General features: G+C 61.9%; 21 protein-coding genes. 8 read left to right on the top strand and 13 right to left on the bottom strand.

The features are described 5' to 3' along the window. Positions 1–6: 6 nt before the first annotated feature. The 5 genes from cyoB (at position 7) to ACSQ3G_RS25125 (ending at position 4,423) form a co-directional block, all read left to right on the top strand. Positions 7–2,010, top strand: coding sequence for a cytochrome o ubiquinol oxidase subunit I (gene cyoB / locus ACSQ3G_RS25145; RefSeq protein ID WP_046666044.1), 2,004 nt, complete (start codon positions 7–9; stop codon positions 2,008–2,010). A 4-nt stretch (positions 2,011–2,014) separates the two neighbouring features. Further along, entirely contained in the window at positions 2,015–2,647 is a 633-nt protein-coding gene (gene cyoC / locus ACSQ3G_RS25140) for a cytochrome o ubiquinol oxidase subunit III (protein ID WP_436112152.1), read from the top strand. Further along, positions 2,644–3,060 carry a cytochrome o ubiquinol oxidase subunit IV gene (cyoD, locus tag ACSQ3G_RS25135; RefSeq protein WP_037082809.1) on the top strand — a complete coding sequence of 139 codons (417 nt, stop codon included), beginning with the start codon at positions 2,644–2,646 and terminating at the stop codon, positions 3,058–3,060. Before cyoC ends, cyoD begins: the two co-directional genes overlap by 4 nt. Before the next feature lie 33 nt (positions 3,061–3,093). Further along, positions 3,094–3,843 (top strand): SURF1 family protein, encoded by a 750-nt coding sequence (locus ACSQ3G_RS25130; RefSeq protein ID WP_436112151.1) that lies wholly within the window; start codon positions 3,094–3,096, stop codon positions 3,841–3,843. Between the two features lie 124 nt (positions 3,844–3,967). Continuing rightward, on the top strand, positions 3,968–4,423 hold the full coding sequence (locus ACSQ3G_RS25125) for a hypothetical protein (protein WP_105404008.1): 456 nt from the start codon (positions 3,968–3,970) through the stop codon (positions 4,421–4,423). 65 nt (positions 4,424–4,488) lie between these two features. Here the strand turns inward: ACSQ3G_RS25125 and katG are convergent, their stop codons facing one another. Next, positions 4,489–6,672: a catalase/peroxidase HPI gene (gene katG / locus ACSQ3G_RS25120; protein ID WP_436112150.1), complete on the bottom strand. Its 2,184-nt coding sequence runs from the start codon at positions 6,670–6,672 to the stop codon at positions 4,489–4,491. Positions 6,673–6,879: 207 nt separating this feature from the next. Here katG and ACSQ3G_RS25115 point away from each other — a divergent pair, with 207 nt between their 5' ends. After that, positions 6,880–7,797, top strand: coding sequence for a hydrogen peroxide-inducible genes activator (locus ACSQ3G_RS25115; protein ID WP_105404007.1), 918 nt, complete (start codon positions 6,880–6,882; stop codon positions 7,795–7,797). Between the two features lie 179 nt (positions 7,798–7,976). Here the strand turns inward: ACSQ3G_RS25115 and ACSQ3G_RS25110 are convergent, their stop codons facing one another. The 9 genes from ACSQ3G_RS25110 to ACSQ3G_RS25070 form a co-directional block, all read right to left on the bottom strand. Then, positions 7,977–8,597 (bottom strand): glutathione S-transferase family protein, encoded by a 621-nt coding sequence (locus ACSQ3G_RS25110; protein WP_436112149.1) that lies wholly within the window; start codon positions 8,595–8,597, stop codon positions 7,977–7,979. Positions 8,598–8,655: 58 nt separating this feature from the next. Beyond that, positions 8,656–9,237 carry a nuclear transport factor 2 family protein gene (locus tag ACSQ3G_RS25105; RefSeq protein ID WP_436112148.1) on the bottom strand — a complete coding sequence of 194 codons (582 nt, stop codon included), beginning with the start codon at positions 9,235–9,237 and terminating at the stop codon, positions 8,656–8,658. A 9-nt stretch (positions 9,238–9,246) separates the two neighbouring features. After that, the gene (locus ACSQ3G_RS25100; RefSeq protein WP_436112147.1) at positions 9,247–10,362 is read right to left on the bottom strand and encodes an NADH:flavin oxidoreductase/NADH oxidase; all 1,116 of its coding nucleotides are present in this window, start codon (positions 10,360–10,362) and stop codon (positions 9,247–9,249) included. A gap of 103 nt (positions 10,363–10,465) precedes the next feature. After that, the gene (locus tag ACSQ3G_RS25095) at positions 10,466–11,332 is read right to left on the bottom strand and encodes an MBL fold metallo-hydrolase (protein WP_436112146.1); all 867 of its coding nucleotides are present in this window, start codon (positions 11,330–11,332) and stop codon (positions 10,466–10,468) included. 42 nt (positions 11,333–11,374) lie between these two features. Beyond that, positions 11,375–12,346 carry a Bug family tripartite tricarboxylate transporter substrate binding protein gene (locus tag ACSQ3G_RS25090; protein ID WP_436112145.1) on the bottom strand — a complete coding sequence of 324 codons (972 nt, stop codon included), beginning with the start codon at positions 12,344–12,346 and terminating at the stop codon, positions 11,375–11,377. 80 nt (positions 12,347–12,426) lie between these two features. Beyond that, positions 12,427–13,182, bottom strand: a complete 756-nt coding sequence (locus ACSQ3G_RS25085) for a transporter substrate-binding domain-containing protein (protein WP_436112144.1) — start codon at positions 13,180–13,182, stop codon at positions 12,427–12,429. Between the two features lie 218 nt (positions 13,183–13,400). After that, the gene (locus ACSQ3G_RS25080) at positions 13,401–14,828 is read right to left on the bottom strand and encodes an NAD-dependent succinate-semialdehyde dehydrogenase (RefSeq protein WP_436112143.1); all 1,428 of its coding nucleotides are present in this window, start codon (positions 14,826–14,828) and stop codon (positions 13,401–13,403) included. A 134-nt stretch (positions 14,829–14,962) separates the two neighbouring features. After that, a complete protein-coding gene (locus ACSQ3G_RS25075; protein WP_436112142.1) occupies positions 14,963–16,117 on the bottom strand; it encodes an acetyl-CoA acetyltransferase in 1,155 nt (384 codons plus the stop codon). Positions 16,118–16,119: 2 nt separating this feature from the next. Next, positions 16,120–16,500: a Zn-ribbon domain-containing OB-fold protein gene (locus tag ACSQ3G_RS25070; RefSeq protein ID WP_436112141.1), complete on the bottom strand. Its 381-nt coding sequence runs from the start codon at positions 16,498–16,500 to the stop codon at positions 16,120–16,122. A 180-nt stretch (positions 16,501–16,680) separates the two neighbouring features. On the opposite strand from ACSQ3G_RS25070, the gene tcuA reads away from it, so the two are divergent. After that, positions 16,681–18,111, top strand: coding sequence for an FAD-dependent tricarballylate dehydrogenase TcuA (gene tcuA, locus ACSQ3G_RS25065; protein WP_436112140.1), 1,431 nt, complete (start codon positions 16,681–16,683; stop codon positions 18,109–18,111). Continuing rightward, on the top strand, positions 18,098–19,237 hold the full coding sequence (tcuB, locus tag ACSQ3G_RS25060; RefSeq protein WP_436112139.1) for a tricarballylate utilization 4Fe-4S protein TcuB: 1,140 nt from the start codon (positions 18,098–18,100) through the stop codon (positions 19,235–19,237). The genes tcuA and tcuB overlap by 14 nt, the downstream gene beginning before the upstream one ends. A gap of 116 nt (positions 19,238–19,353) precedes the next feature. Here tcuB and ACSQ3G_RS25055 read toward each other — a convergent pair whose 3' ends face one another. The 3 genes from ACSQ3G_RS25055 to ACSQ3G_RS25045 all read right to left on the bottom strand — a co-directional run bounded on the left by ACSQ3G_RS25055 (position 19,354) and on the right by ACSQ3G_RS25045 (position 21,774). After that, positions 19,354–19,656: a hypothetical protein gene (locus tag ACSQ3G_RS25055; protein ID WP_436112138.1), complete on the bottom strand. Its 303-nt coding sequence runs from the start codon at positions 19,654–19,656 to the stop codon at positions 19,354–19,356. 147 nt (positions 19,657–19,803) lie between these two features. Then, complete coding sequence (locus ACSQ3G_RS25050) at positions 19,804–21,309, bottom strand: tripartite tricarboxylate transporter permease (protein WP_436112137.1); 1,506 nt, start codon at positions 21,307–21,309, stop codon at positions 19,804–19,806. A 9-nt stretch (positions 21,310–21,318) separates the two neighbouring features. After that, complete coding sequence (locus tag ACSQ3G_RS25045; protein WP_436112136.1) at positions 21,319–21,774, bottom strand: tripartite tricarboxylate transporter TctB family protein; 456 nt, start codon at positions 21,772–21,774, stop codon at positions 21,319–21,321. Positions 21,775–21,839: the final 65 nt, after the last annotated feature.

Here is a 21,839-nt window from a genome sequence, read left to right as displayed (position 1 = left end):
AAACCCATGTTCGGCAACACCACGCTTACCCAATTCCTCTTCGGACGGCTTTCCCTGGAAGCCATTCCCTATCACGAACCGATCCTGATCGTGACCTTCATAGCGGTCGCAATCGGCGGCATCGCCATGCTGGCGCTGATCACCAAATACAAGCTCTGGGGCTATCTCTGGACCGAGTGGTTCACGAGCGTCGATCACAAGAAGATCGGCATCATGTATATCGTGCTCGCCATCATCATGCTGCTGCGCGGCTTTGCTGATGCGATCATGATGCGCATCCAGCAGGCGATCGCCTTCAACGGAAACGAGGGCTACCTCAACCCGCATCACTACGACCAGATCTTCACTGCCCATGGCGTGATCATGATCTTCTTCGTGGCAATGCCTTTCGTGACCGGTTTCATGAACTACGTGGTGCCGCTGCAGATCGGCGCGCGCGACGTCTCCTTCCCATTCCTCAACAACTTCTCCTTCTGGATGACCACGGCCGGCGCCGTGATCATCATGATGTCGCTCTTCGTCGGCGAATTCGCCCGCACCGGCTGGCTCGCCTATCCGCCGCTCTCGGGTGCCGACTACAGTCCGGGCGTCGGCGTTGATTATTACATCTGGGGTCTGCAGGTGGCCGGCATCGGCACGACGCTATCCGGCATCAACCTGATCGCTACGATCGTGAAGATGCGCGCGCCGGGCATGACCTTCATGAAGATGCCGATCTTCACCTGGACATCGCTCTGCACCAACGTGCTGATCGTTGCGACTTTCCCAATCCTGACCGCCACGCTCGCGCTGCTGTCGCTCGACCGCTATGTCGGAACGAACTTCTTCACCAACGACCTCGGCGGCAATCCGATGATGTACATCAACCTCATCTGGATCTGGGGCCATCCGGAAGTCTACATCCTCGTGCTGCCGGCCTTCGGCATCTTTTCCGAAGTCGTCGCCACCTTCAGCGGCAAGCGGCTGTTCGGTTATGCTTCGATGGTCTATGCCACTTGCGTGATCATGATCCTCTCCTACATCGTGTGGCTCCACCACTTCTTCACGATGGGCGCGGGCGCGAGCGTGAACGCCTTCTTCGGCATCACCACGATGATCATCTCGATCCCCACCGGCGCGAAGATGTTCAACTGGCTCTTCACCATGTATCGCGGCCGCATCCGCTACGAGCTGCCGATGTACTGGACGATCGGCTTCATGGTGACCTTCGTCATCGGCGGCATGACCGGCGTCATGCTGGCCATCCCGCCGGCCGACTTCGTGCTGCACAACTCGCTCTTCCTGATCGCCCACTTCCACAACGTCATCATCGGCGGCGTGCTGTTCGGGCTCATGGCGGGCGTCGTCTACTGGTGGCCGAAGGCTTTCGGCTACAAGCTCGACAAGTTCTGGGGCCTCATCAGCTTCTGGTGCTGGCAGATCGGCTTCTTCGTCGCCTTCATGCCGCTCTACGTGCTCGGCCTGATGGGTGTCACCCGTCGCGTCAATCAGTTCGAGGATCCTTCCCTGCAGATATGGTTCGTCATCGCCGCCATCGGCGCCGGGATCATTGCCTGCGGCATCGGAGCCTTCATCATCCAGCTCGTCGTCTCATTCATGCGCCGCGACCAGCTGCGCGAGACCTCTGGCGATCCGTGGGACGGGCGCACGCTGGAATGGTCGACTTCCTCGCCGCCGCCGGACTACAACTTCGCCTTCACGCCCGTCGTGCATGATCATGACAGCTGGTACGACATGAAACTTCGCGGCTACGAACGCCCGCTCGGCGGTTTCAAGCCGATCCACATGCCGAAGAACACCGGCACCGGGATTATCCTGGCTGGCATCAGCATCGTCTTTGCCTTCGCGATGATCTGGTACATCTGGTGGCTGGCGGCCATCTCCTTCATCGCGATGGTCGCCACGGCGATCGGCCATACCTTCAACTATAACCGGGATTTCCACATCCCCGCCGAAACCGTGACCGCAACAGAGGACGCGCGCTCGAAGCTGCTCGCGGAACGGACCTGAGATCATGAGCCAGACGCAAGCGCAAACCCACGGCACGGACAACGGTAAGCCGCAATTCTACCTCACGGAAGATCACCATCCGGAAGGCAGCACGATGCTGGGCTTCTGGCTCTACCTGATGAGCGATTGCCTGATCTTCGCGGTGCTTTTCGCCACCCATGGCGTACTCGGCCGCAATTATGCGGCCGGTCCCTCGCCCGCCGACCTGTTCGACCTGCCGCTCGTCGCGCTCAACACCGCAATGCTGCTGTTCTCGTCGATCACCTACGGGTTTGCCATGCTGCAGATGGAAAGGGGAGCAAAGACCGAGACCCTGTTCTGGCTCGGGGTGACCGGCCTGTTCGGCGCGGCCTTCCTCAGCCTCGAGCTTTACGAGTTCAACCACCTGATCCACGAGGGCGCCGGACCGACCCGTTCGGCCTTCCTTTCCTCCTTCTTCACGCTGGTCGGCACCCACGGCCTGCACGTCACCTTCGGCATCATCTGGCTGATCACGCTGATGGTGCAGGTCGGCAGACACGGGCTGATCGAGGCAAACAAGCGCCGCCTGATGTGCCTTTCGATGTTCTGGCACTTCCTCGACGTGGTCTGGATCGGCGTCTTCTCCTTCGTTTATCTCATGGGAGTCCTCGGATGAGTTCGCACGGCCAAACCCCGCACGCCCCTGCTCACGAAAGCGCCTCCCAGGCCCATCATGGCCATAGCAATGGCCACCAGGCCGGCCACGGCACGCTGAGAAGCTACCTGATCGGCTTCAGCCTGTCGGTGATCCTGACGGCCATTCCGTTCTGGCTGGTGATGAGCGGCGCCATCGACAGCAAGCTGTTCACCGCCTTCCTCGTCATGGGACTGGGTGTGATCCAGATCGTCGTGCACATGGTCTATTTCCTGCACATGAACCCGCGATCGGAAGGCGGATGGACGATGATGGCGCTGCTATTTACCCTGGTTCTGGTCGGGATCACGCTTGCCGGGTCGCTCTGGGTCATGCATCATCTCAACACCAACATGATGCCGATGTCGCCGGAGATGATGAAGAACATGCCGTGACCCTTCGGGGGCAAGCTGGGAAGGGATAGACGCGTGGCTCTCGACCATCCTTTAACGGGAGAAACAGCGGATGCGGCACCGGCTCGTTCCAGGTTCGTCTTCGCAGCTGCGATGCTGTTGCTGACCGTCGCCTTCCTCGGGCTCGGCACCTGGCAGGTGCAGCGGCTCTTCTGGAAGCTCGACCTGATCGCTCGCGTCGACGCCCGGGTCACGGCAACCCCGGCGCCTGCCCCCTCATCGCCAGCCTGGCCTGCGATCAACGCGGAAAACGACGAATATCGGCGCGTCACCGCCACCGGGTTCTTTCACCATGACGCGGAAACACTGGTTCAGGCGGTGACCGATCTCGGCCCCGGCTTCTGGATTCTGACGCCTCTGGAACAGAAGGACGGAACCACCGTCCTCGTCAATCGCGGCTTCGTGCCCGCCAACCGCCGCGATCCGGGCTTGCGGCCGGATGGGCAGCTCGCGGGTCCAGTGAAGATCACCGGCCTCGTCCGTATCAGCGAGCCGGGCGGCGCCTTCCTGCGCTCCAACGATCCCGCCGGCGGCCGCTGGTACTCGCGCGACGTGGCCGCGATCACAGCGACAAAGGGCCTCGAAAAGGTGGCGCCCTATTTCATCGATGCCGACGCGACGCCGATTCCGGGCGGCCTTCCCGTCGGAGGGTTAACGGTGATCCGCTTCCGCAACAGCCATCTCGTCTATGCCGTGACCTGGTATCTTCTGGCAGTGATGAGCGCCGGCGGCGCCTACGCCATCCAGCGGAAACGGCTTGCCTGAACTCGGGCGTGGATTTCCACCGAATAGCAGGGCGGCAACCTGTTCATCGCGCGCCGAATTTCCCATAGTCCGGGAAACGGCATTTGCCCGCGCCGCAGGCGGCCAGTTTAGAGCGGATCATATTATGCGCCAGTTCTTCAACTCGAAATACAAGATCATCCTGGCGGCTGCGCTGTTCATCCTGACGTCGATCTTCATGTCGATTTCCGCGACGGGGCATGTCAGCGGCAATTACATCGCCATCGTCCTGGTCGCGTTCCTGTTCACGATCCTGTCGCTCTATTCGACAGCCCGATCGCCACATGCCGAATACCTGATCATCGGCAGCCTGCTTCTGTCCCTCTCGACATTGGTGGGGATCACAGAGGTGCTGACCAAGAAGATCTCCAACATGGAGTATGGAATTTATTTCTTCGCCTTCCTCGGCTGCGTCGGCCTGCTTTCGCTGGGCCTGATCGCACGATATCTCACCAGCGAGGGATGGGGCGTCAGCTCCGAAAAGACCCGCGAAGCGCTGTCGGTCTGCGCCACGATCCTCGGATTCGTGCTGGCGATCGCCTCGGCCTTCGTGCCGACCTGAAAAGCCCGGCGTTTAAAAAAAGTGCCCGGACGTAGCTGAGCCACGTCCGGGCGAGCGTTCATCGATCAGACGAGATCGAAGCGGTCGGCGTTCATGACCTTGGTCCAGGCCGCCACGAAGTCCTTGACGAATTTCGCCTTGGCGTCGGACTGGGCATAGACTTCCGCGATCGCACGAAGCTGCGAATGCGAGCCGAAGATCAGGTCGACGCGGGTGCCGGTCCACTTGGGCGCTTTGGTCTTGCGGTCATGACCTTCGTAAACGCCATCCTTGCCGGCAACGGGCGACCATTCGGTGCCCATGTCGAGCAGGTTGACGAAGAAATCGTTCGTCAACGTTTCCGGTTGGGACGTGAAGACGCCGTATTCAGGCTGGCCGGCCTTCAGCACGCGCAGGCCGCCGAGAAGAACGGTCATTTCCGGTGCCGTCAACGTCAGAAGCTGGGCGCGGTCCAGCAAGGCCTCTTCAGCCTTCATGAACTGCGTCTTGCCGCTGTTGACATAGTTGCGGAAGGCATCGGCACGGGGTTCCAGCGCGGCAAAGGAAGCAGCGTCAGTCTGTGCCTCGGAGGCATCCATGCGGCCCGGCGTGAAGGGCACGGTGATGTCCTGGCCACCGGCCTTGGCAGCCTTTTCGACGCCGGCTGCACCCGCAAGCACGATCAGGTCGGCCAGCGAGATCTTCTTAGCCCCTGCCTGGGCAGCGTTGAAGTCCTTCTGGATGCCTTCGAGGATGCCCAAGACCTTGGCGAGCTGCGCCGGCTGGTTGGCTTCCCACTCCTTCTGCGGAGCAAGCCGGATCCGCGCGCCGTTGGCACCGCCGCGCTTGTCGGAACCGCGGAAGGTCGAGGCGGAAGCCCAGGCGGTGGAAACTAGCTCCTGCACCGAGAGGCCGGTCGCCAGAACCTTCGCCTTCAGCTCGGCGACGTCCTTGTCGTCGACGAGCGGGTGGTCGACGGCCGGAATCACGTCCTGCCAGATCAGGTCTTCGGCGGGAACTTCCGGGCCGAGATAACGGACCTTCGGTCCCATGTCGCGGTGGGTCAGCTTGAACCAGGCGCGGGCAAAGGCATCGGCGAATTCGGCCGGATTTTCCAGGAACCGGCGCGAGATCTTCTCGTAGATCGGGTCGAAGCGCAGTGCCAGGTCGCTGGTCAGCATCGTCGGCAACTGCTTCTTCGATGGGTCGAAGGCGTCCGGAATGGAAGCACCAGCGTTCTTCGCCACCCACTGCTTGGCGCCGGCGGGGCTTGTGGTCAGCTCCCATTCGAAGCCGAACAGGTTCTCGAAGAAGTAGTTGCTCCACTGGGTCGGCGTCTGCGTCCAGGTCACCTCCAGGCCGCTGCCGATGGCATCGCGGCCAACGCCGGTGTTGAACTTGCTCGACCAGCCGAGACCCTGGGCTTCGAGCTCGCCACCCTCCGGATCGACACCGACAAACGACGGATCGCCAGCACCATGGGTCTTGCCGAACGTGTGGCCGCCGGCGATCAGCGCCACGGTCTCTTCATCGTTCATTGCCATGCGGGCGAAGGTTTCGCGGATGTCGCGGGCGGATGCCAGCGGATCGGGGGTGCCGTTCGGGCCTTCCGGGTTGACATAGATGAGGCCCATCTGCACGGCACCGAGCGGTTCTGCGAGCTGGCGTTCGCCGCTGTAGCGCTCATCCCCGAGCCAGGTTCCTTCCGGACCCCAGTAGAGCTCTTCCGGCTCCCAGACGTCGGCGCGACCGCCGGCGAAACCGAAGGTCTTGAAGCCCATCGATTCGAGCGCGACGTTGCCGGTGAGGATCATCAGATCCGCCCAGGAGATCTTGTTGCCGTATTTCTGCTTGATCGGCCAGAGCAGGCGGCGGGCCTTGTCGAGGTTGACGTTGTCCGGCCAGCTGTTGAGCGGCGCGAAACGCTGCTGGCCCTGACCGGCGCCGCCGCGGCCGTCGGTGGTGCGGTACGTGCCGGCGCTGTGCCAGGCCATGCGGATGAACAGGCCGCCGTAATGACCGAAGTCGGCCGGCCACCACTCCTGGCTATCGGTCATCAGGGCATGAAGGTCTTTCTTCAGGCCCTCGAGATCGAGCGTCTTGAACTCTTCGGCATAGTTGAACGCCTCGCCCATGGGGTCGGAGCGCACCGAGTGCCCATGAAGGATCTGGACGTTCAGCTGGTTAGGCCACCATTCGCGGTTCGATCTGCCGCGAGGCGTGTGGGCGACCGGACATTTGCCGGCGTTTTCGCTAGATTTCGCATCCATGACTATCTCCTTGATTACTCTAATTATCTGCCGTGCAAAAGAGAGCTTTTTCCCGAACCGCCTGGGTCCGGCCGCGCTATTTCCGACTGTCGTTCCGCCTGTTTAACCGGAGCAAGCCAAGCGCGCGCCCTCCCTCGTCTCCCTTCTTACCGGAAGCCTCTCATAAATTTAAGTGGGATTTACTGATCGCCGCGATAAGCTAGGGTTATGAAAAACCTTACTCTCAAACAACTCCGTTATTTCGAAGCCCTGGCACGGGATGGCCGCTTCCGACGCGCGGCCGATGCCTGCGCCATTTCCCAGCCGGCCTTGTCGATGCAGATCAAGGAACTCGAACAGGAAGTGGGCGGCGATCTCTTCGAGCGGAATGCGCGCGAGGTGAAACTGACCGCCTTCGGCCAGACCTTCGCGCTGCGGGTTCGCGGCATCCTGCGGGCGGTGGATGAACTGGCGGACCTCGCCCGCGCGTCGCGCGATCCGTTCCTGGCCCGCTTGCGCATCGGTATCATCCCGACGATCGCCCCCTATCTGCTGCCGGCGATCATCAACGACCTGAACAGAACTTTCGACGGGATTGAAATACAGGTGCGCGAGACGCAGACGGCAAAGCTGGTTCAGGAGCTGGCACAGGGCGAACTGGATCTGGCAATCGTCGCCCTGCCCGTATCGGAGCCGTTCCTGACCGAGCTCAAATTGTTCGACGAGGAGTTCGTGCTGGTCCGGCGACCGGAAGACGAGGGCAAGCCGGTGCCCGAACGCGAGGCGTTACGCGAAATGCGCCTGCTTCTGCTGGAGGAAGGCCACTGTTTTCGCGACCAGGCTCTATCGTTCTGCAAAATAGGCACGACACGCCTGCGGGAAGTCATGGAGGGCAGCTCCCTGTCGACGCTCGTGCAGATGGTCAGCGCCGGTATCGGCATCACGCTGATCCCGGAAATGGCTGTGCCGGTGGAAACGCGCTCGGCGCAGGTTTCGATCTCCCGCTTCCAGACGCCGCGGCCCTCGCGCACCATCGGAATGATCTGGCGCAATTCGACGCCCCTGGTCACCCAGCTCCTGCAGATTTCCGAGGTGGTGCGCGGTTCGGCCGACACCATGCGCAGACAGCATGCCATGCGGCCTTGAGGCCGCAGCGAAGCCGCTCCCGGAGGGAGCCGGCGGGCCACGCGCATTTGCGTGGAAAGGCGTTAAGTATTTGATCTTGGTAGGGATCTGCGACATATGCGCCATCGTCGCGGGAGTTGTCTCATCTCCCGGAAAATCTTGCCCGCCCCTTGAATGGATCAGTTCTTTCGTTGCCGCCTTCACGTCAAGGGAACGTCAGCAACATGCCTGACGAAAGCCGGGCGCTGCTTGAGGGCATTGTACCATCGTTCGATGCCGGGCATCTTTGGGCGTTCGGGAACGAACAGCATGAAGCGATGGCCGACGATGCCGACGGGAATGTCGCCGTAGGAAAAATGCCCCGCGACGAACTCGGTTCTGGCAAGCTGGGCATCAAGGATCTTCATTGCATCAGTCAGCTTCGCCTTGAGGCCATCGACCGTCTTAGGATCGCGCTTTTCGGGCGGCGTTCGCAGGAGGATCATGAAGACTGGCAGGATTGCCGGCTGCGCGACCGCCAGCTGCCAGTCCATCCATTTCTGCGCGTCGGCCCGCACGCGCAGGTCAGCCGGCTCCAGGGACGATTTGTGCTTGGTAGCGAGATAACGCAGGATCGAGTTCGACTCCCATAGCGTAAAGCCGTCTTCCTCTTCGAGCGTCGGCACCAGTCCATTGGGGTTGATCGCGAGATATTCCGGCTCCTTGTTCTTGCCGAACGGCCCGCCGACATCGATCCGTTCGACCGGTAGTTTCATCTCGTCGATCGCCCACATCACCTTTTGTACGTTGGACGACGTGTTGCGCCCCCAGATTTTAAGCATTGCGTTTCCTCGATGTTAAAGACTGCGAACAGTGTGAAAGAGTTATTTTTCGAACCTCTCAGATCGGCGGCAGGCCGAGTTCCGCGCGCGCCAGGTACACGGGATCGTCCCGATTGCGCCGCCCTGCGGGCCAGCCAGGCGTCGGCTTCCAGTCCTCTCCCGGAAGATCGCTGATCCGTTTCCAGTCCTGCACCACGGCGCGGCTCGCGATGCGCCACTCGCCGTTGCGGCGTTCGAACCGGTCGATATAGCGCACATAGGAATTCAGCACGGCGGGGGCATCCGGCGCGCCGACCTGCCCGCCGGAAAGTTGTCCGAGCGCCGCTTTTCCGTCGGCCGGGTAACGCTGCACCGTCTCGGCATAGGTCTCGACCAGGGCGACGTCCGGGCCGGCGAACTCGATCAGCATGTTGCCCAGCCGATGCGCCGAAAAGGTGATGGTGCGGTGTCGTTCGCGGATCCAGGCCACCAATTCGTCGATGCCGCCCTTGAACGCGCCGTGATCGTCGATCGCGTCGGGATGAAACACCGAGCGCATCAGCTCGAAGTCGAGCCGGTCGACCGACCTGCACCAGCGATACATCAGGTCCTGGATCACCATGCGATCGGCGATCCGCTCAGGTGTGAACTGATCCTGCATATCCGTTCCTCAACGCGCTATCGAGTTGCCGGCCCGGGCACGCCGGTTCAGCCACCAGGCGTATTGGACCGGCCAACCGGAGAAGTCCTTCTCGACCCCGAGGCTTCGGGCTGCATGCCGCGCCCAGAACGGGTCGTAGAGCGCCTCGCGGCCGATCGCGATCAGGTCGGCGCGCCCCTCGCCCAGAATTTCTTCCGCATGGTCCGGCTCGGTGATCAATCCGACAGCCATGGTGGAAATGCCGGTGTCGTGCCTGACCCGCTCGGCATAAGGAACCTGATAGCCAGGGGCGAGCGTCTGCCCCGACGCGGTCGGCGAGCGCGTCGCCATGCCACCGGAAGAGCAGTCGATAACGTCGACGCCGCGGGCACGCAGCGCGGCGGCAAGCTTCACGGTGTCGTCAAGCTCCCAGCCCGCAGCATCGGTTGCTGAAACCCGAAAGAAAAGCGGCAGATGCTCGGGCCAGACGGCCCGAACCGCCTCGGTGATCTCCAAGGCAAATCGCAGGCGGTTTTCGAGCGAACCGCCATATTGGTCGGTCCGCTGGTTGGCCTTGGGGGATAGGAACTGGTGGATGAGGTAGCCGTGCGCGCCATGAATCTCCAGCACTTCGAAACCAGCATCGACGGCGCGCCGTGTCGACGCGACCCACATGTCAATGACTTCGCGGATGTCCTCGATGGTCATTTCCCGCGGAGTGGCCCAGCCTTCGCCATGGCTGATGGCACTCGGTGCAATCACCGGCCAAAGATCCTCGTCGGACCCCTGGAGCGGCCCGAACCCTTCCCATGGACGCTGTGAGCGTGCCTTGCGGCCGGAATGATTGAGCTGCATTCCCGCTATCGCCCCCGCCAGCTTGATCGCGCGTGTGATAGGCCGCAATGCCTCGACATGCGCGTCGTTCCACAGGCACAGATCCCCGAAACTCCCCATCCCGCGGCGCTCGACCTTTGTCGACTCTGTGAAGATGAGCCCGGCGCCGCCGGTGGCGAAGGAGGTGAGATGCGTGAAATGAAAGGGCGTCGCGCATCCGTCCTCGGCACAGTAGAGCGCCATCGGCGAAATGACGATCCGGTTCGGCAGGGTGATGCCGCGAAGGGTCAGCGGCGTGAAGAGCCGGCTCATCGTGGAAAGCTCCGTCCGCAGCCGAACTTCATCTTCATCATGGTATGCTCCGTTCCTAACTCTCGACATGTCGACTTTCAGTTCTGCTGCCGCCGGGTCGCGCTCAGGCGATCGGAACGACCCGGAAGCCCGTTCCGTCCTGCTCGACCTGCGCGAGGCCGGGGAAGGGATGATGATACGCCTGCAGCATCGTCTTCTCGGCGGCCAGCATGGCGTAAACCCGCCGCCTGGTCGCAGACGCCTCGACCGGATCGTGATCGAACCCGCCCTGCCATTCGGGATTTTTGGAAAACACCACCGACTGGTTGTTGACGTCGCCCTGGACGAACACCCGCGCCGTGCCGGACGACACCGCGAACGATGTATGCCCGATGCTGTGGCCGGGTGTGCCGACCGCGGTCACGCCGGGTGCCACTTCGCTATCCCAGGCGAAGCGGGTGACCTTGCGATCAAGGGCATCGAAGACGCGCCGGTTGTTGTGGAAGAGCTCGGCCATGCGGCCCTCGGAAGCGCGGCCCATCTCGCCGTCATCCATCCAGAAAACCCATTCCCGCTCCGGCACCAGGATTTCGGCATTCGCAAACGCCGGCGTGCCGTCGGCCATCAGCAGTCCGTTCACGTGGTCGGGGTGGAAATGCGAAATCACCACGGCATCGATGGCATTGCGATCGAAACCGGCCGCCGCGAGGTTCGTCAGCAGCCGGCCACGCTCGCCCTTCGTCTGTTCGAACATCGATTCGCCGATGCCGGTATCGATCAGCACCCGTCTTCCGCCGGTCTCGATGAGGACCGGCGTATAGACGTTCTTCATGTGGTCGGTCGGAAGTCCCGCCTCTGCGAGCGCGGCCAATAGTTCAAGCTTCTCTACATTGAGAATATAGCCATCCAGCGAAGTCGTGATGCGGAAACCATCCGACAGCACGGTCACTCCGATGTCGCCGACCTTATAACGATACACTTCGGAAGACATGGACTGGTTCTCCAATGGGGAGGGAGGCCACGACGGGCACCATCAATCACTGGAGAAGCCGACGGCGGTGACCATCCTGCCCCAGTTCTCGACCTCGCTCTTGAAAAAGTCGGAGGTCTCCGGCAGTGGCTTGATTATCACGTCAAAGCCGAGCGACTTCAGCTTCTCCTTCACATCGGCGCCCTGCATGATCTGATTGATCTCCGCATTGAGCTTCTTCACCACCGCATCCGGCGTCTTGGCCGGCACGAAGAAGCCATTCCACGAGCCGAGATTGATGTTGGGATAGCCGCCCTCTGCCAGCGTCGGCATCTGCGGCACTGCCGGATTGCGCGCCTCGCTCGCCACGCCGAGCCCGCGCAGCAGGTTCTCGTTGATCGACTGCGTCACCGCCGGCAGCGAAATCACCAGTGCATCGATATGGCCGCCCTGCGCCGCCACTTCCGCACGCGCATTGGCGAACGGTACATGCACTGCCTTCACCTTGGCGATTTCCTTGAAGAAATACTCGGCACCGATATGCGGGCCGCTGCCGACCCCGGGACTGCCATAGGTAAAGCTCTTTTCCCGGCCCGCGGCGATGAATTCCTTCAGCGTTTTGGCGGGATTGCTCGGGTGCACGGTCAGTGCATAAGGGCTGATCGCAACGATCGCCACGGCACGCAGATCGCTGACCGAGAAACCCTTGTTCTTGTTGGCGGTCTCGCTGATCGCCAGCGACGAGGTCATGGTCAGCATCGTATAACCGTCCGGCGCCGACTTGCTGACATCCCGCGAGGCGATCGCACCGGATGCGCCGCCGCGGTTCTCCACCACAAAGGCGCGGCCGAGCTTTTCACCAAGCTTCTGGCTGACCAGGCGGGCGATAAGATCCGTGGCTCCTCCGGGCGCAAAGCCCACTACGACCCTGACATCCCGTGCCGGGTATTCCTGCGCAGACACCTGTTGTGTCAGCATGAGTGCTGCGGCTGCCGTCACCGGCAGAATGCGAAAAATACTAGTCATCGTCCTCATGGTGTTCCTCCCTCTCATGGTCGATGATCGTTTATGCAGTCCCTCGTCTGTTATTCTCCTGATGCATCAATCCGATCGTCTCAGTCCGGCGCGACCTGCGCGCCATACAGGCCGACGCGCTCCATTGCCTGCTGGACGAAACCCGAGCTCTTGGCGTCTCTCACGAATTCGTTGATCGCCTTCAACCTGTCAGTCATGCCTTTCGGCACCGCCATCGCGTGAAAGGCGACCGCGTAATGATCGTCCATGACGTGTGAGCCGGTCAGCTGCGCAGCAAAATCGATCGCCACCGGACGGGGAATGGCCTGCGCGTCGGCCGTGCCAGCCTTGATGGCAGCAAACCCTTCGCCCACCGCGTTGACCCGGATCATTTCGGCATGTCTGATCAACCGCGTCAGGGTCAGATCCTCCACGCTGTTTCTCGTGGTAACGATGCGCACCCCCGGCTTGTCGAGATCGCCCAGGCTGCGATAAGCCGAGCCAGGCGCGGCAAGGAACGACGAGTCGACCTGTGCATATGGAATGGAAAAGTCCATGACCTCCTCCCGAGCCGGATCCACGGACAGGAAACCGACATCCCACGCACCCGCCTTCAGAGCCTCGGGAAGGCTTCCCGGGCTCGGATAGGTGACCGGCACGAACTCGGCACCCAGCCGCTCTGCCAGTGCCCGCCCGAGTTCGATCGCAATTCCGCGCAGTTCGCCCGTGTTCGGGTCCTTGGTCGCAAATGTCGGAACGAGACCCATGCCGATCCGCAGTCGGTCAGTCCTGACGCCTGGAGCCAGCGGACCCGACCGCGCCTCGTTCGAAGCTGCCAGGACGATACGGTTGAACATGCGAACTTCCTCCCCAAAACCCGACCGCTCGTCCACGACTTAATGAGGTCTAGCAGGTCGGCGCCAGAACGTCTACTTAATAGTATATTATAGTACCTTTAATTTCGTTTTCGATACGAAACTTCGCATCATCTATCGGCAAGGATACCCACCGACACATACATCTTTCCTGCGTCGGTATCGAAACGGCCGCCGTCCATTCCGACGCCCGCCATCTGTCACGCAATCTGATGGGATACGGACTTCGCCACCGTAAAATGCGAAAGCCCTTCGGTGCCGCCTTCGCGGCCATAACCGCTTTCCTTGACGCCGCCGACCGGCATTTCCGCGATCGATCCGACCAGATGATTGATCGAAAGATTGCCTGCCTCGACGCTGTCGGCCAGGCGGTCGGCATTTTGCGCCGAGCGCGTAAAGGCGTAGGCGGCCAGCCCGTAAGGCAGGGAATTCGCCTTCTCGATGGCCTCGTCGAGGGACCCAACGGGATTGATCAACGCGATCGGGCCGAATGGCTCGTCGCGCATCACCCGCGCATCGTCCGGCACCTCCGCAAGCACGGTCAACGGGAAGAAATAGCCTCGTTTGCCAAGCCGCGAACCGCCGGAGAGCACGTGTGCGCCCTTGGCGCTGGCATCCGCTACAAGCGTGTCCATCGCCTCGATGCGGCGGGAATTCGCCAGCGGCCCCATCTGGGTGGACGGGTCGAGCCCATCGCCGATCTTGAGGGATTTTGCCTTCTCGACGAAGGTTTCGGTGAACTTCCGGTAGATCGACTCGTGCACGTAGAAGCGTGTCGGCGCGGTGCATACCTGCCCGGAATTACGGGACTTGGTGACCGCCGACATGGTGGCTGTCGCCACCGGATCGACATCGTCACAGACGATGACGGGCGCATGCCCGCCGAGTTCCATGATGGCGGGCTTCATGGACCGTGCCGCCAGTTCCGCCAGCCGCTTTCCGACCGGGATCGATCCGGTGAAGGTGATCATGCGAATGGTGTCGTGCGGGATCAGATATTCGGAAATCTCGGACGGCGTGCCGAACACCAGATTGAGCACGCCCGGCGGCAGGCCGGCATCATGGAAGGCACGGACGAGATGGACAGCGCCCGCCGGCGTTTCCTCCGCCGCCTTGAGAATGATGGAGCAGCCCGCCGCAAGCGCCGCTGCGACCTTGCGGTTCGGCTGCGCGATCGGATAGTTCCATGGCGTGAAGCCCGCAACCGCGCCGATCGGCTGGCGAAGCACGAGATTGCGCATGCCGGGTTCGCTTGGCACAACGCGCCCATAGGTGCGGCGTCCTTCGGCTGCTTCCCATTCCAGCGCTTCGGCGGCGCGCCCCACTTCGCCGCGCGATTCCGCCACGGGCTTGCCCTGTTCGATGGTCATCGCAACCGCGATTTCGCCGGCGCGTTGGCGCAGCAGAGCAGCCGCCCTGAACATGATATCCGCCCGCTTCGCCGGCGCCATCCTGCTCCAGGTTCGGAAACCGTCATGGGCTGCCGCGATCGCGTCGTCCAGATCCTGCCGGGTCGCGACCGGAACCGTGCCAATGGTACTTTCATCCGCGGGATTGAGCACAGGCAGGCCCGGTGCGCTCTTCCACTCACCGCCGATATAGAGCCGGATTTCAGGATATAGCGTCACGGTAACTTTGCTCCCCAAATTTCTACCTGCTGGTATTTATTACATACTATTCAGTTTTCGAAATGGCAAGCCGGCTTCTCGGCCAATCCGCTTTTCTTTTTGACCTGCCCCATCTTCCGGGGTGCGGTTGCGGCTCAAATCGTCGATGCGGCGCCGAGAATGACAGTGCTCTGCGATGACAGGACCCCGCCGTTTCCGTGGGCGACCGCCGTCTCGCAACCCCGGACTTGCCGCTCGCCGCATTCGCCGCGGATCTGGCGCACGGCCTCGATCAGCAGGAAGATCCCGTACATGCCCGGATGGCAGTAGGAGAGACCGCCGCCATTGGTATTGACCGGCAGCGTGCCGTCGGGCGCGATCCTGCCGCCTTCGACAAACCGACCGCCCTCGCCCTTGGGGCAAAACCCGAGATCCTCGAGGAACAGGATCGTGTTGATGGTGAAGGCGTCATACACTTCCAGCGCATCGATCTCGGAGGGACCCAGCCGGGCCATGGCATAGGCATCACGGCCCGACTGGATCGCTCCGGTCGCCACCAGATCGGGCATGCTGGAAATGCTGTTATGCGTGGACGCCGAGCCGCATCCCAGCACTGCCACCAAAGGCTTTCTCAGCGTTTTCGCCCGCTCCTGGGACGTCATGACGATGGCGCCGCCGCCATCGGTAACTAGGCAGCAATCCCGCACCGTCAGGGGGCTGCTGACCATCCGGGCGGACAGAACCTCGTCGACGGTCAGCGGCTTCTTTTCCCACGCCCTGGGATTGAGCAATGCCCATTCCCGCGCCGCCACCGCGACGGCGGCCAGCTGCTCCCGGGTCGTGCCGAACTCATGCATGTGCCGTGCGGCGGCAAGAGCATAGGCGGTCGGGGGGAGAAGCGGCTTGAACGGGCTTTCATAGGGATTGTGTTCGCGGGGAGAGGCGTTTTTCCGCCCCACCGTGCGTTGCGTGCTGCCATAGGCGATCACCGCGACCTCACACAGCCCCTGCTGGATCGCGGCCTGCGCGTGAGCCACATGCAACATGAACGAGGAACCGCCGACGATCGTCGACTCCATATAAGCCGACGGGATCTTGAGATACTCGGCCAGGGCCAGCGCCGACAGGCGGACCTGGCTCGTCGCGGCAAAGATACCGTCCACCTCGCTGATCTTCAGGCCGGCATCGTCCAGCGCCCGATAGACCCCTTGTGCCATCAGGTCGATGGGCGACATGCCCTCCGCGACCGCGCCGAGATCGGATTCCGCGACGCCGACGATTGCCGCGCTTCCTCTCGCCAATCCCCTCATGATCAACCCTCGACCGGCACGAACACGGGCATGGCGGGTTCCTCACCCGACGGCGGGATGATCCGGAGCTCCACCTCCATGCCGATCCTGATATCGGCGCTCGGAATGCCATCCACCCGGCTCATCATCCGGAACCCCTCGCGGCAATCGATCAGGGAAACGTTGTAGGGATCGCCACCCGGCGGGTGGACGGTCGTCGTGGAATAGACCACGCCCCTTCCCGAACTGACCCGCCATTCCAGGTCCTCGCTGCCGGTATAGGGACACGCCACCCGCGGATAGAAGACCGGGCGACCGGCGGCTGGGCTGTACTGATAGGCCAGCTCGCCGTTTTCCAGATGCGTCAGATAGCCTTGAAGGGGCGAGCTGTCCTCTCTGCTCATGTCGACGGTCCTTTCGCGCGCATCAGGCGCCTTCGTCTGCTTTGAATGTTGCACTGTTCCGACCGCCTGCAGGTCGTCATCGAGGCCTCCCGGAGACATTCGGTAAGATAATTTACTGTTGCGTAGATATTCATACGAATATATACGATCCAGTACCACGCAGTTGAGGGGGATACAAGAGTGCGCGGATTCCAAACAACCCGAAAAGCCGAACCGATCGATACGCAGGCGACCGTCGATGTGCTTGTCGCAGGCGGTGGCAATGCAGCGCTCTGCGCGGCAATCGCGGCGCGGCGGGCGGGCGCTTCGGTTCTGGTCGTGGAGGCGGCGCCGAAATTCTATCGGGGCGGCAATACCCGCCACACGCGCAACATCCGTTGCGCCCATGACACCGCGACCGACACGCTGACCGGTCCTTATACCGAAGACGAGTTCTGGGACGACCTCTTGAAGGTCACAGGCGGCAATACCGACGAACAGCTCGCTCGCCATACGATCGCCCTGTCGAAGCCGATGCTCGGCTGGATCAGGCAACAGGGCGTCCGTTTCCAGCCGTCCCTCGGAGGTACGCTTAGCCTCGGTCGCACCAATTCCTTTTTCCTGGGCGGCGGCCGGGCGATGCTCAACGCCCTCTACCTCACGGCCGAAAGGCTTGGCGTCGAGGTGATGTACGACGCGCCCATCGTCGCGCTCGACATCGAGGACGGCCGGTTTCGCTCCGCAACGGTGCGCACGCCCCAGGGCGAGCGTATCATTCGCGCCCGCGCGCTTGTCGCTGCGGCCGGTGGATTCGAGGCCAATATAGAGTGGATGAAGGAGGGCTGGGGCGAAATCGCCGGAAACTTCCTCATCCGCGGCACGCCCTACAATCGCGGCGACGTGCTGAAGCTGTTGATGGGCGCCGGCGTCCAGACCATCGGCGATCCGACTCAGTGCCATGCGGTCGCGATCGACGCCCGCGCTCCGAAATTCGACGGCGGCATCATCACCCGCCTCGACTGCGTGGTTTTCGGCATTGTCGTCAATCGCAACGGCGAGCGTTTCTACGACGAAGGCGAGGATGTCTGGCCTAAGCGCTATGCGATCTGGGGGCGCCTGGTGGCCAAGCAGCCGGACCAGATCGCCTGGATCATCTTCGACTCAAGCTCGCGCACCATGTTCATGCCGTCGCTCTACCCGCCCGTCGAGGCGCCGAGCATCAGGGAGCTTGCCGCAAAACTGGAACTGCCGGTCGAGACCGTCACAAAGACCGTCGAGGACTTCAATGCGGCGGTAAGGCCGGGGACCTTCGATCACACGGTGCTCGACGATTGCAGGACGGAAGGCCTCTTGCCGCCGAAGAGCCACTGGGCGCGCAGGATCGTATCGCCGCCGTTCTACGGCTATCCGGTCCGGCCCGGCATCACCTTCACCTATCTCGGGACACGGGTCGATCGCGACGCACGAATGCAGATGCGCCGCGGCGGCGGCGCGGAGAACATGTTCTCCGCTGGGGAGATCATGGCCGGCAACGTCCTCGGCCAGGGTTACGCCGCCGGAATTGGAATGACGATCGGCAGCGTATTCGGAAAAATCGCAGGGGAAGGAGCGGCACAGCATGCAAGGGGCTGAGCATTACAAGGAAGCCGAAAGGCTGATGACGATCTGCAATTCCTGCCGCTATTGCGAGGGACTTTGCCCGGTCTTCCCGGCGATGGAACTGAGGAACGAATTTGCCGACGGCGACCTCGATTATCTCGCCAATCTCTGCCACAGCTGCGGCGCCTGTTATGTCGACTGCCAGTTCTCTCCGCCGCATGAATTCGAAGTCAACGTGCCGAAGACCCTGGCCGAGGTGCGAGCGGACTCCTATCGTTCGCACGCCTGGCCCACCGCCCTTCGCCCGATGTTTGATCGCAACGGGCTCGCCATCGCGACCGTGGCGGCCGCGAGCATCGCGACCTTCATACTCGGATTCGCGCTCTGGCACGACCGGAACGCCCTTTTCACAAAGGACGGGCAGTTCTATCGCCTGATGCCGCATGAGGCGATGGCGGGGCTGTTCGGCGCGGTATTCCTCTTCGCCATCGTCGCGCTCGTCATGGGTTTTCGCAGCTTCTGGCAGAGTATCGGCGCAAGCAGCGTCTCGGCCGGATCCGGCACCACGCTCTGGCAGGCGATCCGCGATGCCTGCGCGCTGCGCTACCTCGATGGCGGCGGCATAGGCTGTTACAACGAGGATGAGCGGCCGACCGACAATCGCCGGCTTTTCCATCACTTCACCTTCTACGGTTTTATGCTGTGCTTCGCCTCGACCTCGACGGCGACGGTCTATCACTATGCCTTCGGCTGGCCGGCGCCTTATGGCTGGCTCTCGCTGCCGAAACTCTTCGGCATATCCGGCGGCATCGGCCTGATGATCGGACCGATCGGTCTTCTGCACGCGAAGCTGACGCGGGATCGCGCGCTGATGGATCCGGCGAAATTCGGTATGGATACGGCCTTTCTGGCCATGATGCTGCTCGCGGGATTGACCGGACTGCTGCTGATGGTCCTGCGCGAGACCCCGGCCATGAGCCTGATGCTCGCGATCCACCTCGGCGTCGTATTCTCTCTCTTCCTGACGATGCCCTATGGCAAATTCGTCCACGGAATCTACCGTTTCGGCGCCCTCATGCTTTACGCCGCCGAACGCAAGACCGAACAGCCAGCATCCGTCGCCCGGCCGACTGCTCTCCAGGCCAAAGAGGCCGTCTGAAACTATTGGGACCACGAGCGCAAGACCGCCTTCGTGGTCCCAATAGCATCGTCTCTTCCCATCACTTGAACCGGTGCAGACCCAATTCGCACCGGTAAACCGCTTTCAGGCGGTGGCTAGTTTTTCTCAATGTGGACTCGGATCGCCCCATCCGTGTCACGGAGCCAGTTCTTCGAGCGTGCATAATCCAGCATCTTGGAGAACGAATTCTGCCAATCCTCCGATGCGGCCAACGGCGAATTCTCCTGGATCCAATGTTGAAATACCCAGGCATGGCCGGACGCGACGTCCGCGACCCTCGCAAGTGCCTGAACCAAGTCCTCTTCCGTCAATCTCTGCGATGCCACGAGCTTGAAGTCGCGGGTATTCTGGGCCTCCAGCAACGTGACCGAGCCGTCAATTCGTACTTCCACAATCATATATCATCTCCAAATCCATCGGCAGATGTCAGTTACAATTCACCCCGCGACACTTTCCAGGTGCCGCGGGGTTGTTTCATTCGAACTCGCTTGCTTTAGATCGCTTTCACTGAAAGACCGGATGACCGAAGGCATAGAATCCTGACGTCAGTCATCCTCGACAAAAACCTCTTCTCGCTTCCGGACCACAGTGGGCAAGCCGACGACGATGAGGGCGACGGCTGCGAAAAGCAGCAGGCCGGCGCTGATCGGCCGGGTTACGAAGACCGTGGGATCGCCGCCGGAGATGATCAGCGCCCTGCGCAGGTGTTCCTCCAGCATCGGGCCGAGGATGAAGCCGAGAACGAACGGCGCGGGCTCGCATTCCAGCTTGACGAGGAAATAGCCGATGATGGCGGCGATCGTGACGATGTAGATGCCGAAGGTCGAGTTGTTGACGCTGTAGACCCCGATGCAACAGAACACGATGATCGCAGGGAACAGGATTGTATAGGGCACCCGCAACAGGCGCACCCAGAGGCCGATCAGCGGCACGTTCAGGATGACGAGCATCGCATTGCCGACCCACATCGAAGTGATCATGCCCCAGAAGAGGTCCGGATTCCGGACCATCACGTTCGGTCCCGGAACAATTCCCTGGATCATCATGGCGCCGATCATCAGCGCCATCACGACATTGCCCGGGATGCCGAGCGTCAGCATCGGAATGAAGGAGCTCTGCGCTCCGGCATTGTTGGCGGCTTCGGGCGCTGCGACGCCTTCGATCGCGCCGTTGCCGAATTCGGCTGAGTTCCGCGATACCTTCTTCTCGATATTATAGGCCATGAACGAGGAGAGTGCCGTACCGCTCCCCGGCAGGATGCCGAGCATCGAGCCGATCGCGGTGCCGCGGATCGACGGGCCGATGATGCGCCTGAGGTCTGCCCTGGAAGGCCACAGCCCGTCTATGGACGCGACGATCGACTTCTTCACGTCGGCGGTCTCGAGGTTGCGGATGATCTCGCCGATACCATAGACCCCGACGGCGATCGCGACGAAATCGATGCCATCCCACAGGTCCTGCACGCCGAACGTATAACGTGGCGTGCCGGTATAGATGTCGGTGCCGGTCAGCCCGAGCAGCAATCCGAAGACGACCATGCAGAGCGCCTTGAGCAGCGAGCTCGACGCGAGCGCAATCGACGTCACCAGGCCGACGATCATCAGCGAGCAATATTCGGCGGGGCCGAAACTCAGTGCCACCGCGGTCAGGGGTTTTGCCAGCACCGCGATCAGCACCGTCGCGACGGTCCCGGCAAAGAAGGAAGAGAGACCGGCAGTTGCAAGCGCCGGCCCAGCCCTGCCGCGGCGGGCCATCTGATATCCGTCGATTGTCGTGACCGCCGACGAGGATTCACCCGGCAGGTTGATCAGGATCGCCGTCGTGGAGCCGCCGTATTGCGCTCCGTAATAGATGCCGGCCAGCATGATCAGCGACGAGGTCGGACTGAGGTCCAGCGTCAGCGGCATCAGCATCGAGATCGTCGCAATCGGCCCGATGCCGGGCAATACGCCGATCAGGGTGCCCAGCAGGACGCCGATAAAGCAGTACAGGAGATTGGCCGGCAGCAGCGAAACGCTGAGACCCAGACCGAGATCATAAATGAGTTCCATCAGGCCACCTTAGTTGACGAGCCACGATCCGAAGATCGGAATGGGAAGTTTGATGCCGTAGATGAACACGCCGACGCAGAAGACCGCGATCGCCAGGCTGACGAGAGCGGCCATCCGCATCCTGATCTGCGGGCTGGAGAGCGAGGCGATCAGCGAGCTCGCGAAGACGCAGGGCAGCAATCCGAGTTCCCGCAGGAAGGCCGCGAAGAACATCGTCGCCAGCGACAGCATCACGATCACCCGCCATGGCACGATGCCGAACGGCGAATTCTCCCCTCCGACCAGCAGGCCACGCAGCAGCGTCGCCGTACCGAGAACGGTCAGCAGACTGGAGAGCAGCAGCGGGAAATATCCCGGCCCCATGTTCAGTGCATAGCCGATCGGAAGCGACACCCAGGCAATGCCGCCATAGAGCAGACCGACTGCGACGAAAAATGCGCCGGCCGCTGTGTCTTTTCTATTCATTGTCATAGGATTGTTCTCAACGGTTGGATTTACGGGTGAATCGCGGGACACGAGCGATGCCTGCG

The sequence above is a fragment of the Neorhizobium tomejilense genome (genome assembly GCF_964254135.1).
GTDB lineage: Bacteria > Pseudomonadota > Alphaproteobacteria > Rhizobiales > Rhizobiaceae > Neorhizobium > Neorhizobium tomejilense.
Note: the sequence above shows the minus strand (reverse complement) of the source record. Positions and strands in the feature narration are given on the sequence as shown.